10 protein-coding genes are annotated in these 14,135 nt (G+C 62.2%); 3 read left to right on the top strand and 7 right to left on the bottom strand.

The genetic code is table 11. The features are described from left to right. Positions 1 to 379 precede the first annotated feature (379 nt). A complete protein-coding gene (locus IG194_RS28165; protein WP_058489444.1) occupies positions 380 to 1,270 on the bottom strand; it encodes an SPFH domain-containing protein in 891 nt (296 codons plus the stop codon). A gap of 136 nt (positions 1,271 to 1,406) precedes the next feature. Continuing rightward, complete coding sequence (locus IG194_RS28160; protein ID WP_058489443.1) at positions 1,407 to 2,276, bottom strand: LysR family transcriptional regulator; 870 nt, start codon at positions 2,274 to 2,276, stop codon at positions 1,407 to 1,409. An 87-nt stretch (positions 2,277 to 2,363) separates the two neighbouring features. On the opposite strand from IG194_RS28160, the gene IG194_RS28155 reads away from it, so the two are divergent. Then, positions 2,364 to 3,323, top strand: coding sequence for a DMT family transporter (locus IG194_RS28155; protein ID WP_197674186.1), 960 nt, complete (start codon positions 2,364 to 2,366; stop codon positions 3,321 to 3,323). A gap of 13 nt (positions 3,324 to 3,336) precedes the next feature. Here the strand turns inward: IG194_RS28155 and IG194_RS28150 are convergent, their stop codons facing one another. The 5 genes from IG194_RS28150 to IG194_RS28130 form a co-directional block, all read right to left on the bottom strand. Then, positions 3,337 to 3,549, bottom strand: coding sequence for a TonB-dependent receptor (locus IG194_RS28150; RefSeq protein ID WP_009620064.1), 213 nt, complete (start codon positions 3,547 to 3,549; stop codon positions 3,337 to 3,339). 513 nt (positions 3,550 to 4,062) lie between these two features. Then, a complete protein-coding gene (locus tag IG194_RS28145; RefSeq protein WP_141679883.1) occupies positions 4,063 to 4,368 on the bottom strand; it encodes a hypothetical protein in 306 nt (101 codons plus the stop codon). Positions 4,369 to 4,558: 190 nt separating this feature from the next. Beyond that, on the bottom strand, positions 4,559 to 4,861 hold the full coding sequence (locus IG194_RS28140) for a hypothetical protein (RefSeq protein ID WP_141679882.1): 303 nt from the start codon (positions 4,859 to 4,861) through the stop codon (positions 4,559 to 4,561). A 913-nt stretch (positions 4,862 to 5,774) separates the two neighbouring features. Beyond that, on the bottom strand, positions 5,775 to 12,200 hold the full coding sequence (locus IG194_RS33195; RefSeq protein WP_058489442.1) for a filamentous hemagglutinin N-terminal domain-containing protein: 6,426 nt from the start codon (positions 12,198 to 12,200) through the stop codon (positions 5,775 to 5,777). A 394-nt stretch (positions 12,201 to 12,594) separates the two neighbouring features. Continuing rightward, on the bottom strand, positions 12,595 to 12,753 hold the full coding sequence (locus IG194_RS28130) for a hypothetical protein (RefSeq protein ID WP_160329411.1): 159 nt from the start codon (positions 12,751 to 12,753) through the stop codon (positions 12,595 to 12,597). Positions 12,754 to 13,263: 510 nt separating this feature from the next. Between IG194_RS28130 and IG194_RS28125 the strand changes: the two genes are divergently transcribed. Together IG194_RS28125 and IG194_RS28120 are read left to right on the top strand one after the other, a co-directional pair. Next, positions 13,264 to 13,590, top strand: a complete 327-nt coding sequence (locus IG194_RS28125) for a low molecular weight protein tyrosine phosphatase family protein (protein WP_024128409.1) — start codon at positions 13,264 to 13,266, stop codon at positions 13,588 to 13,590. Positions 13,591 to 13,622: 32 nt separating this feature from the next. After that, on the top strand, positions 13,623 to 13,973 hold the full coding sequence (locus tag IG194_RS28120; RefSeq protein ID WP_058489441.1) for a hypothetical protein: 351 nt from the start codon (positions 13,623 to 13,625) through the stop codon (positions 13,971 to 13,973). Positions 13,974 to 14,135: the final 162 nt, after the last annotated feature.

Below are 14,135 nucleotides of genomic sequence, written 5' to 3'. Positions count from 1 at the left end.
AACCCCTTGTAGGAGCGCGCCCTGCGCGCGAAATCGCGGGCAGGGCCCGCTCCTACAGGTTGGCGCCGAACTCCCCGAGCATGCCGGGCAGCCCCCACTCCCGCTTGCGGGAGAGGGCTGGGGAGAGGGTGCTCTTCCGCGGCCCTCCACTCCAACCTCAACCTCGGCACGGAACACAGTCCAGTTCCAGGGACACACGAACGTAGCGAGCATGGCTTTTCGTAGGATGGTGTTGAGCGAAGCGATACCCATCAGTGCAACCGCATGGGTTTCGCAAGCTCAACCCATCCTACGGAAAGCGCCTCGGCGCAGACAGTTGTTCCTACAGGTTGGCGCCAAACCCACCGGGGCCCGGCCCCACGAAGAACCGATGCCGGAATCAGGGACGCGTGCGGTTCACATCGATGAACGGCAGCGTCGAGCCCGGCAGCATGGTTTCCGGCAGCTTGCCGTCCCAGCGTTCGGCCTTGGTCAGCTCGATGAGGTTCTGGTTCGAGGCCAGGGCCTCGGCCTTGGCGCGGATGGCATCGGCCTCGGCCTGGCCGCGCAGGCGGGTGGCCTCGGCGTCGGCCTTGGCCTGGGCCAGCTTGGAGTCGGCCTCGGCCTGCGCCTGGGTGACCTGGATCTGCGCCTGCACCTGCTCGGTGGCGAGGTTCTGCTGGCGGGTCTGGATCGCCACCTCGGCCTTCATGCGCTCCTCGATGGAGCGTTCGTAGGCGTCGGAAAAGTCGATGTTCTCCACCTGCACCCCGTCGATCACCACCGGGCCCTTGACCGCGGCCTTGACCGCGGTGGCCACGTCGGCAACGAACTGCCCCCGGTTCTGCACCGCCTGGATCGCCGTATAGCGGCCGAAGACGTTTTCCACCTGGGTCGGCACCTGGCGGCTGATCAGACGGTCCACCAGCCCCTGCAGGTCGCCGTAGCCGGAGTAGACCTTCGCCACCTCGTCCGGCGTCACGTGCCAGGACACCGAGACCACCAGCGCCGCGCTCTGCTGGTCGCGGCTGTAGGCCTGCAACTGTTCGTAGCGGCTGGTATGGTTCTGGATCGACAGGGTCTTCACCGTCTCGATGAGCGGCACCTTCCAGCCCAGCCCGGGCTCGGCCACGTCCACCAGCTTGCCGTTGCGCAGCACCACGCCGCGCTCCTTCTCGTCGATGGTGTAGAACGAGCCGCCCACGGCGACCAGCACCAGCAGGCCGATCAGGCCGCCGGAGACGAGCTTCAGGGGAAAGGCGCGCGGCAGCGCCTGGGGAATGTTCGCCATAGGGCATCTCCTTGAAAGTGGCGTTCCTGGGGCCCGGCACCTGCGCCGGGAGCGGCAAGCCTAGCGGATCGACCTGGGCCGGCACCAGCATCGAATGTCGCTCGCCTCGAAGGAAACGAACTCCACCAGCAATCCTTCAGCCCTCGCTCGACAACCTCAACGTCCTGATCAACAGGCTCCGCAGGCTGTCCACGGCCTTGGAGCCCTGGGAGGCGCGGCTTCGATAGACCGCGACCTCCATGGGCTCCAGCGGGCCGAGCCCCTGTTCGACGCCCAGTATCTGCAAGTGATCGGGGGCGCTGCATTGCGTCAGCACCGCCACCGCCAGGCCGCTCTCCACCGCGGCGAGCTGCCCGGCGAGGCTGGAGCTGTTGTACACCACCTTGTAGCGTCGGCCCTGCAGCGCCAGGGAGTTGATCGCGCTGCGCCGTGCGAGGCTCGTGCTCTCGTAGACCGCGATCGGCAGCGGGTCGCGCCGCCAAAGCTCGAACTGCGGCGAGCCCACCCAGACCATGGGTTCGTGGAACAACAGCGTTCCGCGCCGGGAGTGGTCGCGGGAAACCAGCGCCAGGTCCAGATCGCCACTGGCTACCCGCGGGATGAGCGCCGTCGACTGCTCGCAGTTCAGTTCGATTTCCACGCTGCCATAGCGCTGGGCGAAACGCTTGAGCACCGGCGTGAGGTACTTGGCCGCATAGTCGTCGGGCACGCCAAGGCGAACCCGGCCGCTGAGTTCCTCGCCATGGAAGGCGGCCTGGGTTTCGGCGTGCAGGTCGAGCATGCGGCGGGCAAAGCCCAGCAGCGTCTGGCCGTCCGCGGTCAGCTGCAGGCTGCGCGGGCCGCGTACCAGCAGTTGCCGGTCCAGGGCGCTTTCCAGTTTCTTCAGTTGCATGCTGACCGCCGACTGCGAACGATGCACCTCGCCCGCCGCGCTGGACAGCGAGCCCGCATCGACCACGGAAACGAAGCACTTCAGCCAGTCCAGCTGCAGGTCACGCGGCATCATCTCGATCACCTATCCATTCGCTTATCGAATATTTGCCTGCGGCATTATGCGCTTCTCGTTCCAACGGGCCAGTCCCACACTCGCCGCATGAACGCACATGAACAAATGGCGGGGCCGAAGGCTTCGGCCTTCAGCCAGCAAACCGCACACGTCCATTCCGACGCCACCGGCGGAACGCTGCCCTTCGTACTGGGCAGCGTCGTCCTGGGCACCATCGGCCTCTTCCTGCACCAGTCCGGCGCCGATCCGCTGACCGCGACCTGGTTCCGCTGCGCCTTCGGCCTGCTGGGGCTGACGCTCTGGGCAGCCTGTCGCCGCCAGTTGCGCGGCCTGCTCCCGGGCAGGAAGGCGACCTTCGCGCTGCTCGCGGCGGGCGGCCTGATGGTGCTGGCCTGGGGCCTGTTCTTCGCCGCCATCGAGCACACCTCCGCAGGCGTGGCCACGGTGCTCTTCCATGTGCAGCCGCTGTGGGTGCTGATCCTGGGCGCCTGGTATCTGAAGGAGCCGATCGCCAGGCGGCGCGTGGCATCGGTGATCGTCGCCATGGCAGGGCTGGTGCTGGCGACCGGCATACTGGAACACCTTTCGCTGTTCGGTGCGGACCAGGCCTACCCCGCGAGCTACTGGTGGGGCGTGGCGTTCTGCCTGGTCGGCGCCTTCTGCACCGCCTGCGTCACCATCGTCGCCCGGCGGCTACGGCACATGTCGGCCGGCATCCTCGCCTGGTGGCAGTGCGCGATCGGAACGCTGGTCCTGCTGGCGTGGCCCATGCTCCACGGCTGGCCGCAATGGGGCGCCTCCTGGGCCTGGCTGGCAGGCCTGGGGCTGATCCACACCGGGCTCGCCTATTCGCTGATGTACGCCGGCATGGCGCGCCTGAACACCGACAGGATCGCGGTCTACCAATTCATCTACCCGGCCGTGGCCATCGTCATCGACTGGCTGTTCTACGGGCAGAGCCTGGGTGCTCTGCAGTTGATGGGCGTCGCGGTGATGGCCGTTGCCATCTGGTTCACCGAGCGCAGTGGGGAAAGGGAGCGGACTTGATGTCAGCCGATCCTCAATCCCTGGTTTTTGTACCCGCTCTCATGACCCTGCTCACCGCTGCCGAAAACAGAAAGAGCTCTCCGCTTACCGAGGCGGTGAGGTTGCGCGGCGCGCCATAGTTGGCGGTAGTGGTGCTTTCGTACAGCGACAGCAGGTACTTGCGATCGGTGACGTTGTTCAGGTTCAGCGCCGTGCTCCAGTGGCTGTCGATGTCGTAGCTGGCCATCAGGTCCACCAGGGCGTGTAGTAGCCGTTGGCGGCGATGGTGTCGGCGCCGGCCTTGAGGTGCGAGCGGCCGTAGTTGGCGCCGAGGGTCAGCTCGTGCTGGCGGTCGAACAACTCTAAGGGACCGTACAGCTGGTCTTCGCCGATCAGTTGGTATTCGCGGCTGGCGGCGGAACAAGCGCTCCCGATGAACCGGCAGCAGCAACTCGACAGGGTCGAATAATTCAGGGCCGGTTAGCAGGTTGAAGAAGGCGTAAGCGTCCGTATTCGATGTATACCGACGGGCGCGCTGCTGTTGATGAATGACGGCCTGGCGCCTAGGATTCATCTGGGCTGCTCCTTGGGCTCGGTGTGTTCGCAACCATCACCGTAGACCAAGACCAGCCTTTCTTTTCTGAGTCAATTAGTTAGCGCTTAAGTAAGTGCCATTCAAATCTGTCCCCTTTCGGCCTGCGCCCCCTTCTCACCTCATCAACCAACACCACAAAAAAATAACAAACACCCTTCCCGGCACTTACCACAAACCCCTGCCATAGCCATTAAACGCAAACATCAATAAGTACACACCAAGGGCGAACACCCCAACCAGAATCCTAACTTCCGTTGGATGATCCTTTTCGATCGCCCCTCCAGGCGCCAGATAAATAATTCTATCTGCCAAATAGCAATAAAACCCCCAACCAAAAAAAATCTGACCAGTTACGACCACCCAAAAATTATCCCACTCACCAATAAACCTTAAAGAATTGCCAATACCGCCAAAAACCAACAGAGCAAGCACAGCTAATCTATGCCTCTTCAAAAGTCTTAAAAATCTCATCCAAAGCTATCTCTTCAAAAACCAGAGATGGAAAATTTACACCCGTTATCCTAAGCCCGCCTATTGATAAGACCTAGGTGATAAAATCGAAAAATTAGAAAATCACCTCCTACACTCTAACCCTACATAACCAGTCAGCTTTGATATCAGAATAAATACCCTCCCTTTTGGTCTATAACGAATAGTTTCATCACCACCATGCCCTACCGTAGCCATTAAACGCAAACATCAATAAATATATAAAAAACGCACCTCCACCAACTAACAACCTAACCGCTCCCGGATAGCCTTTCTTGATACCACCTGGAGCCAAACGAATAGCCCTGTTCGCAATGTAACAATAAAATCCCTGGCCAAAAAACGCCTGAACCGTGATAGCAGCCCAAAAATCTTTCCACTCCCCGATAAATCTCAGAGAATTCACCCCACTACTTGCCAGCATAAGAAAAAGAATAGCCAGCCTATACTTATAAAGAAAATCAAGCCAAGCCATTTATATAGCTCTCACCCACGCGACACCAAATCCCCATTCCCGCCACAATCACACCTAAAAACTTACTAAAACCTCAAGCGAGCAAAATTCATTTAACATACCAAAATCAACCCGCCAGCCTTATAAAGCAGAAATTAACATTCTTCCTTAAACTTACCACCACTCCCTGCCGTAGCCATTAAATGCGAACATAAATAGATAAATAGATAAATAGATAACGCACCAATTCCAGCCAAAAACCTTATGGACCTTGGATGGTCAGCCTCAATCATTCCTTGAGGACCATAATAAATAGGCTTATTTGCGATATAACAGTAAAACCCTCGACCAAATAGACACTGAGAAGCAACAACACTCCAGAAATTACTCCACTCACCTATAAATCTTAATGAGTTCAATCCACTGCACCCCACCATAACGGCAACAGCAATGAATCTATATCTATACATAAACGCAAGAAATTTCATTTAAATACATCTCTCTCATTTTTAGATTTTTTCATTCCAAGCCCCATAACACCTAAAAGAAAAATGGGAAAGTTTTATTTCCTGCACTTTAATTCTGTCCAGCCAACTACTTCTAATAAACATAACAGCTTTTTCTATCGAGAGACTCACGACGCCATGAACGTATAATTCCATCAGGAGAAACAAGTATGGAATATCGACAAAACGGCACCGTATAAGTTATATAATAGCGAACTCCTCCACTCTCAATCCTTGAATAGTCGACAGACCTTCTGCTGCTAACCCCCCTAACAAAATAAATTCGCTCTTTTCCCACTAATGACGCTTCAGGATCAAACTTCATTCCGACCAAAGTATCCCTGCTTTTCTCCCAAGCATCATAGGACAGACATCCAGAGAGTCCGATCAGCATAGAAGAAATTAAGAGCAAACCAGTTATCAACCTACTAATCACCGGAAACATCACGCACACCTTTTATCATCTCTCTGTATTTATCATACAGGGCCCCATAGTTAACCAACATTGCCGGCGGCATACTCCCTAAGTTCTCAATAATACTCATCCCACCTCCCTTAGATGCCTCCAAACTTATCATCCACTGATCATGCAAAGTCGCAAACGCGTTAAAGCCTGGAACTTGATTCAAAGAATTACTTATCGGCGTACCATGACAGATTGAGTAAAAGCTGGAGCATGCAAGATCATCCAGTGGCAGGTTTAACCCAATATTCTTCCCCTCTCGATCAAGAACCATCGGAACAAAACCAGCATCACTATCAAAGGCTGAACCGGTCGGACGATCAACACCAGGCCTTACGTCCGGACTTCGTCCGACCGAGTACTGATACAACTCCATCAACGCCCCTGTAGCAGCAATACTCAGCCACGTATCCTTGTCGCTCCCATTAAGGATGCCTTTTAGTGCAGTATTGGCAGCATAAGCCTTGATCCGGTCTCCATAGCTGATCAGTTTGTAGTTCCCCTCGGCAGTCAACTCCCTACCCCAGCCCTCCGTATAGCCAGCGCCGAATCCTGCGATGAGTGCCGCAGCGGCATAACCTTTCAGGCTGCCCTCACTGGTGATGTCCTTGAGTGTTTGCCCCAGATCGCCCTTGTTCCCAACAAAACTGGCAGCCCCAGTTCCAGCGACAGAAGAAATAGCAGTCGCCGCCATGGCGTTCCCCCAACCTGCGGCAGCAGTGCCAACGGCAGCACCAGCCTCAACCATGGCGGCACTACCTGCAGCCGCCATCGTAGTTCCAGAACCGGCCCCAGCTCCTGCGGCCGAACCTATTGCGCCGGTCGCAGCGCCGTAAGTTGCAGCAGCAACGATGATGGCAATGGCAATTGCAGCTCCGGTACCAATGCCCGAACTGCTGTACTCCCAGCTGTCGTGGACTTCCTGCACCCGCCGCCAGTTCACATCCCCCCGCGCCTCGGCCTCCTTCAGCCAGGCCAGGTTGGGATCGGCCTGCACCATGGCATCGATGGTCTGCCCGACGCTCTGCTGGTCGATGTGCTTGATGTCGATCTTCAGGCCTTCCACGGCCTTGATCGCCAGTTCGCCCTGGGCGATCAGTTGGCTCTGGCGCAGGGTCTCGTCGGTCTGACCCTTGCCCTTGGCGGACTGCCAGGCCAGGTTGCCCTTGCTCTTCTCGTGGCTTTCCTGGTGCAGGTCCTTGACCGCTTCGAAGGTCACGCTGCCGCCGCTGACGATGGCGATGTCGTTGCCGCTTTCCAGCCTGGCGGCCTGGTACTTCTGGTCGCCGCCGCTGAGCAGGGTGATGTCGGAGCCGGCGCTGACCTGGCTGCCCACGGCCGTCACGTCAGTGATTTCGTCGCGCTTGAAGCTCTTGCTGCCGAGGCTGCCCTTCTTCTGCTTCTGGTACAGCGAGTGTTCGCTGTCATGACCGGCCAGCAGCTGCAGCTTGTCGCCAGCCACCAGGAAGGCTTCCTTGCCGGCGCCGACCTGGCTCGCTTCGAGGGTCAGGTTCTGGCCAGCGCTGAGGGTGACGTCGCCGGCGGCGTTCAGGGTCGTGCCGCGCTGGCTGACGCGGCTGTCTTCGCTGTCGACCTTCTTGCCGCTGCGCCGGTAGTGGTATTCGCGGCTGCTCTGTTCCTGCGCGGCGCCCAGTAGCAGGTTGCCGGCGGCGGCCAGGTTGGCGTCGCCGCCGGCTTCCAGGTGGCTGGCCAGCACGCCGATATCGCGGCCGGCGCTGATCTGCAGGTCACCGCCGGCCTGGACGCCGGCGGCGTGCTGGCGGACCTCGGTCTGTTCCCAGCTATGACGCTTGTCCTGGCGGGCGTTGCTGTCGACGGATTCGACGGCGCCGATCAGCACATCGCGCCCGGCCTGCAGTTGGATGTCGCCCTTGGCCTGCAGCTGGCCACCCAGGTTGAGCAGATCGCGCCCGCTGCTGATCGACAGGTCGCCGCCGGCCTCGATGCGCGCGGCGCTGTCGAGCAGGCTGGTCTGCAGGCTGGCGCCCCTGGCCTGGCCCTGCGCCTGGGTCAGGGTCCGTTCGTTGACGACATCGCCGGTCAGCGCGGCGAGGCTGACATCGCGCCCGCTGATGATGCCGCCGGCGGCGTTACGGATGCTTTGCGTGGCCAGCAGTTGCAGGTGCCGGTTGCTTTCCATCAGGCCGCTGTTGCCGATGTTGGCGGCAGTGGCGCCGAGGTCGTTGCTGGCGCGCAGGGTGCCGGCGTTGTTCAGTTCGCCGCCGCTGATCAGCGCCAGGTCCTGCCCCTGGATCAGCGGGCCGTTGGGTGCCAGACGATGCTCGGCCTGAGCCAGGTAGAGCACCGGCACCAGCACCTTGCGACCGTTCACCTCGGCCTCTTCCAACCAGACGATGTCGTGGGTCAGCGCCGCCACCTGCTCGGCGCTCAGGGCCACGCCGAGGCTGAGGCCCAGGCGGTCCTTGTAGCCGATGGCGTTGTCCATCAGGTACCTGAACAGCGCTTCGTCGCTGGACAGCCCGGCGATGAAACGCTGGCCGGTGCGCGCCACCAGCGCCTGGCGGATCAGCCGCTGCTCGTAGAGGCCGTCGCCCAGGCGCTGCTGCGCCTGGGCCGGGTCGTAGCCCAGCTGGGCCAGCAGGTAGTCGGAGCCGAGGAACTGCTTGAGCCCGGCCAGCGCCGGGTTGGTTTCGATCAGGTAGGGGTGGCCGCTGTCCGGGGCATTGAGCCGGAACAGGCCATGCTCGCCCTGGGGCAGGCGGAAGCCCGGCAGGGTGATGGGGTTGACCGCCTGCTGGGCGAGGTCCGGCGGCAGCTGTGGGTTGAGCACCACGACCAGAGGTTGCGACTGGCCGTCGACCTGAACGGCCTCGATCCGCGCCACCCCACCGTCGTAGGCAATGCCGGGGTGGATGACGCCATTGTCCAGGCGCTCGCCGGCGCTGATCTGCACCGCGCCGGCCGCCTGGATGACGGCGTTGGCGGAGGTGGCGCCGCCCGGCCGGTACTCCCAGACGTCGCTGAGGAAGCCGAGGTCGTACAGCGCCGACGGCAGTTCCAGCAGGTTGTCCGGGTCGTAGTGGTTGGCCTGGTAGTCCGGCACGTGCATCGGCCGGTGGAGGTTGCCATTGGCGTCGCGGTAGACGTGCAGAAGCAGACCGTTGGCCAGTTCGGTGGGGGTCACCGTGCCCTGATTGAGCCCGCCGATGAGGTTGTCCCAGTAGCTGAACACCGAGGGATCGGCATTGTTCGCCAGGTTGTAGGGCAGGACGTAATGGCCGACGAAGCGTTCGACGGTGCCGTCGGTGACCCTGCCGCTGTTGAATATCCGCGTGCGGATGCTCTCTCCACCGCTGATGCCCTGGTTGACGAAGCTGCCGGCGCTGATGGCGATGTCGCCAGCGGCGGCCAGGGTGCTCGCGGTGTTCTCGAAGTCCTGGGCATCCACCCGCAGGTTGCCGCCGGCCTGGATGAAAGCGGCCGGGGATGCCTCCTGCACTTCGCTGGCATAGACCTCACGGGCGATGTAGTCGACGTTGTAGTGGTCGCCGGAGCAGTCGTAGCAGCGAACGATGATTTCCCCGGAGATCAGCTTCTGCCCGAGGCGGAAGCTGTCCTGGGTGTTCTTCAGGCTGTCGCTGGCGATCGCCAGGTCGCCCTGCGCCTCCAGGGTGGCCGAACGGTTCTCCACCACACGGGCGCGCCCTTGCCGGTCGTCCGCGGCGATGTCCAGGGCGCCCAGGCTGTAGACGTCGGCGTAGCGGTTGACGAAGCGCTCCACCCGCAGCGCCATGTCGCCGCCGCTGAACAGCAGGCCGTTTTCGTTGAGCAGGTCCGCGCTCTCGATCCGCAGGTCGGCGGCGCTGCCCAGGGTGCCGGTGTTGTTCAGGCTGGCCGCGCGGGCCAGCAGGTCGCCGGCCGCGGTGATGCGACCGGCATTGTCCAGGCTGCCGCCAATGCTGATGCGGGTGGCGCCACCGCCGATGATGCTGGCGCTGCCATCGAGGGCAAGGCTGGCGGCATCGAGGCCGAGCTCGCCCAGGCTGCTCAGTTGGCCGCTGCCGCTGTAGCGTCCACCCAGGTTCAGCGCCAGGTCGCCGTCGCTGGCGATCAGGCCGGCGTTGTACCAGTCGCCACCCGTGCCGCGCAGGGCCTGGCTGGCCAGTAGACGTCCCTCGGCTGCTTGTTCCAGCTGGCCGATATCCAGGCTCAGTTCGCGCGCCTGTAGGCTGCTGCGGTTAGTCCAACTGGCCGCGCTCAGGCTCAGCGCGGCGTTGGTGACGAAGCTGCCGCCCGCAAGGCCCAGTTGCGCCAGGTCGATGCCGAACCCGCCATTGCCCAGGTGGCGCACACTGCCATCGTCGTTGCGCAGGTCGCCACTGGTGAGCAGCAGGTCGGCAGCGGCGCTTTCCAGCAGGCCTTCGCGGTTGTCCAGCAGGCCGCCGATGCTCAGGCGCGTGGCGCCCTGCTGGCCAAGGGCGCGCACGCGGCCCTGTGCGTTGGACAGGCCGGCGGCGGTGAGGGTTAGTTGGTTGCCGGCTTCGATCAGGCCGAGGGTATTGTCCAGCGCGCCGCGCAGGCTGAAGTCGATGTCCCGGGCGCCGACCTGGCCGCCGTGGTTGAGGAAGTCGCCGGCATACAGGGCCAGGGCCTGGCTGGCGAAGAGGCCGCCGGCGCGGTTGTCGAAGCCGGCGCTGTTCACCCGGGCGTCGCCGTGGGTGGCCGCCAGGTGCCCATCGCTGTTGGCGATGCTGTTGGCGTCGAGCAGCAGCGCGGCGCCCTGGGCGATGCCGGCGCGGTTGTCGAAGTGCCCGGTGGCCAGTTGCAGCAAGCCCCCGGCGCCGCTGAGGATGCCGCCGGCGGAGTTGTCCAGGTTGGCGGTACGCACCCGCACGCCTTGGCCTTCCAGGCGCCCGCCGCGGTTATCCAGGTTGGCGCCGAGGTCCAGCGCCAGTTCGGTCTCGGCGTACAGTTGGCCGCCGCGGTTGTCGAGGCTGTCGCCCTGCAGCTCGACGGCCCGGGCCGTGATGCCGCCCTGCTGGTTGTTCAGGCTGCCGACGCGTCCCGTTAGCCCGCCTTGGCTGCTCAGCAGGCCCTGCTCGCGGTTGTCCAGGCTGGCCAGGTCCAGGCGCAGGCTCTGTTCAGCGGCGAACAGGCCGAGGCGGTTGTCCAGGGCGCCGCCGCTGATATGGATGTGCTGGCCGCCAATCTGGCCGTTGCGGTTGTCGAGCACGGCGGCGCGGGCCTGCAGCTGGCGCGTGGCGATCAGGCTGCCGCTGTTGCGCAGGTTCTGCGCGTCGATCGCCACGTCGCCGCGGGCGTTGCGGCTGTTGTCGGCGTTGACACCGGCCTCGATCACGCCGCTGTTGCTGAGCTGGTTCGCCTTCAGTTCGATGGTCGAACCCGCCGCCAGGCTCTGCGCATTGCTCAGCGCACCGCTGGCCTGCATGCTGGCGCTACCGCCGGCATAGGCCGGGCCGTTCAGCGCCACGTCCTGGCCCTTCAGGGCGATATCACCGCTGGCCGAAGCCTGGGCCAGCTGCAGCTTGCCGTTGGCATCGATGCGGATGTCGCCGGCGCTGGCCGCCATGTTGCCGGCCAGTCTCACGCCCACGCCCTGTTCGGTGCCGACCAGGCGGATGGTGTTGGCGTACATGCCGCCCAGGGCGGAACTGTCGATGGCCAGTTGCGGTTTGGCGCTGCCGTCGTCGGGCTTGGCGGTGGCGGCGAGACTTTCCGCATCCACCGTGTTGCGCCCAGCCACCACGGTGAGCTGCCTGGCGTACAGGTCGGCGTTGAGCTTGGCGCTGCGGGTGATCAGTTCGAACTGGTCGAGATTGCTGGCATTGAGCCCGGCGCCCTCGATGGCGATTTCGCCGCCGTCCACGTCGTAGCCCTGCAGGCGCTCGCCGGCCAGGATCGGCTTGCCGGTGCTGAGGGTGGCGCGCGGGGTGTTGATGAAGCCGCAGCCGTTGCAGGTGATGCCGTGGGGGTTCGCGACTATGACATGGGCGCCCTGCCCGGCCACTTCGGTGTAGCCCTTGAGCTGCGAGGGATTGGCCCCGGTGACTTCGTTGAGGATCTTCTGCGCCGCCTGGCCCTTGAGGTTGGGGTTGCCGATGACGATGCCGCCCAGTTGGGTGCTGGCGGTCTTGCCGGTGGCGTTGTTGAGGATCAGGCCCTGCTGGCCGACGTTGTAGTCGCTGAATTTATTGTGCGAGAGGCCGTTGCCGTTGGGCGTGGCGATGTTGACGATGGGCACGCCGTTGCCCGCCGCGCCGATCTGCGTGTTGCCGCCGGCGGCCGCATCCACCGCCAGTTGCGCGGCGGTCGCGACTATGGGGTTGAGGAACAGCAGGCCGGCCAGGGCGCTGGCGATGGCCTGATAGAAGGGGCGACGGATGTCCATATCGGGGGCTCGCGCGGGGTAATCGTTGACCCGGCGGACTCTATTCCCCTACTCGGCGTGAGGCCTTGAGGGTTTCCAGCCCCCTTGCGTAAGCCTTTTCCGAATCAAGCTGCCTGGCGGAACTCCCCGCCCCCAAGTGCGCCAGGGCGCACTTCGCATGCAGCTGTGGCGATGGGTATCGCTTCGCTCAACCCATCCTACGGGGCTGGTCCACGGCGCAGACCGATCGCCGACAGGACAGACCAGCCACTGCTATCCGTATGAAGCGAGGTACCTGGCCCCCCACAGAACAGCCATGGTGCCTGGCCAATAGAGGGCAACGCCGAGAGCGCACAGACCTGCAAAGGTCAACGAAGGATGCCTTCGGCCATATGACGTGCGTGCGAGTTTCCAATCAGCGGCTGTAGGCCAGGACAAAAACGGGGAGCGCGTAAACGCCCATGGACCAGTAAGCGCCGCCGACGTCATGGATATATCCCATGTAGAAGGTCGAGCTGAAATACCAGAAGGCCACCCAGATGGCAGTGAAGGCAACCGTCCTGACAAGCACCATCCGACTGCTCCAAATCGTCCTGATTATCGCCCGACTTATCGCCCGACACTACGCCCTCTCCATGTCATGGCGCCAGCAGGTACCCTGGTGCACATCCTGATGCTCGCCAGCGCCGGCCCCGTTTTCTGCTTTGAATGTCCGCTTTCGACCCAAATCCGACGCTTGCAGTAAACAACAGACAAGTACATGGCAGTTCCAGGCTCGGCTAGGAGCAATCGCAGTCTCACCCATCCTGGCCAGCGCACCAATTCACGCCTACCATACGCCCCATCCCGTATTACCGCGGCTGCTGAACCCGGTATTCACGAGGATATGACCATGGAAAGAACTCGCGCCTGGAGACGCTCGCAGGCCCGTAGACACGCCCCCCCAAAAGGCGTTTCATCCGCCGCGGCCCCGACCGGAAAAGAACTGGAAGCTGTTATACACCCGTGCCGACAAGCTGTTCAGGGCACGCCAACTTGGCTTGGGTTATCCCATCCGCACTGTCCGACAACTGCTGGATCAAGAGTGACCAACCTGCTTTTCATCTGCAGCCGAAATCAATGGCGCAGCCCCACCGCGGAAGCTATCTGGCGCCGCCGGCCTGGCTTCGATGCCCGTTCGGCAGGCACCAGCCCGAACGCCCGCAAACCCGTCGGCCCGGCGGATATCCGTTGGGCCGATGTGATCTTCGTGATGGAGCGCAAGCACCTGAATCGTCTGCGGGCGGAATATGCCCGTCTGCTTGAACACAAGCGGCTTCACGTTCTGGATATTCCCGATGACTACCGCTTCATGGACCCTGAACTGGTGGACATGCTCGACGATATGGTGACGTCCTGCCTTGCCGTCTGAGGCGCACACAAAACGAATAGGCGGACTACCCCATGTACACCCTCCTCGACTTCAAGGAAGAAGCCCTCGCCGAGTACCTGAACTCGGCGCTGCGCAGGCATGGGCTGGACTCTTATGTCTTCAACACCGGCGTCAGCCCGGAGGGTGAGGCGATGTTTTCCATTGTCTGCCTGAATGCGAGCGAGCTTGGGCAGGCGCGGCATTTGATCTATAGCAGCCAGCAGCTTCTCAGGGACATTCATCCGGAGGCGGCGCGGGAGTTGGTGGAGATACGTCGGCGGAACCGGCAGCTTTTCCTGGGGCTGGTTACGTCCAGGCCGGCTTTTGTGGTGGCGGCCTTGGCCATGGCGGCTGCGGTGTTGGGCTACCTCTTCGGCCTGTGACGCGGGCTGCGGATTCACCTGAAATTTCCCACCCACATTCGCCCTTGTGGGCCTACAAAGGCCGTCGCTAGATTCGCTCCCTGTCACGGTCAATCCCGTGGCCGGGGTGTCGCAGCCCCGTGCACCGTTGTTCGCGTATAAGCGCCAAAGCATTCCTGCACA

The organism is Pseudomonas sp. ADPe (assembly GCF_014843515.1).
Lineage (GTDB): Bacteria > Pseudomonadota > Gammaproteobacteria > Pseudomonadales > Pseudomonadaceae > Pseudomonas > Pseudomonas citronellolis.
The sequence above is the reverse complement of the archived record's forward strand: the minus strand, read 5'-3'. Positions and strand labels throughout refer to the sequence as shown.

Excerpts from the sequence above, each read along its gene's own strand:
- IG194_RS28165 (WP_058489444.1), bottom strand. The coding sequence starts at position 1,270 with ATGGCGAACATTCCCCAGGCGCTGCCGCGCGCCTTTCCCCTGAAGCTC.
- IG194_RS28160 (WP_058489443.1), bottom strand. The coding sequence starts at position 2,276 with ATGATGCCGCGTGACCTGCAGCTGGACTGGCTGAAGTGCTTCGTTTCC.
- IG194_RS28155 (WP_197674186.1), top strand. The coding sequence starts at position 2,364 with ATGAACGCACATGAACAAATGGCGGGGCCGAAGGCTTCGGCCTTCAGC.
- IG194_RS28150 (WP_009620064.1), bottom strand. The coding sequence starts at position 3,549 with ATGGCCAGCTACGACATCGACAGCCACTGGAGCACGGCGCTGAACCTG.
- IG194_RS28145 (WP_141679883.1), bottom strand. The coding sequence starts at position 4,368 with ATGAGATTTTTAAGACTTTTGAAGAGGCATAGATTAGCTGTGCTTGCT.
- IG194_RS28140 (WP_141679882.1), bottom strand. The coding sequence starts at position 4,861 with ATGGCTTGGCTTGATTTTCTTTATAAGTATAGGCTGGCTATTCTTTTT.
- IG194_RS33195 (WP_058489442.1), bottom strand. The coding sequence starts at position 12,200 with ATGGACATCCGTCGCCCCTTCTATCAGGCCATCGCCAGCGCCCTGGCC.
- IG194_RS28130 (WP_160329411.1), bottom strand. The coding sequence starts at position 12,753 with ATGGTGCTTGTCAGGACGGTTGCCTTCACTGCCATCTGGGTGGCCTTC.
- IG194_RS28120 (WP_058489441.1), top strand. The coding sequence starts at position 13,623 with ATGTACACCCTCCTCGACTTCAAGGAAGAAGCCCTCGCCGAGTACCTG.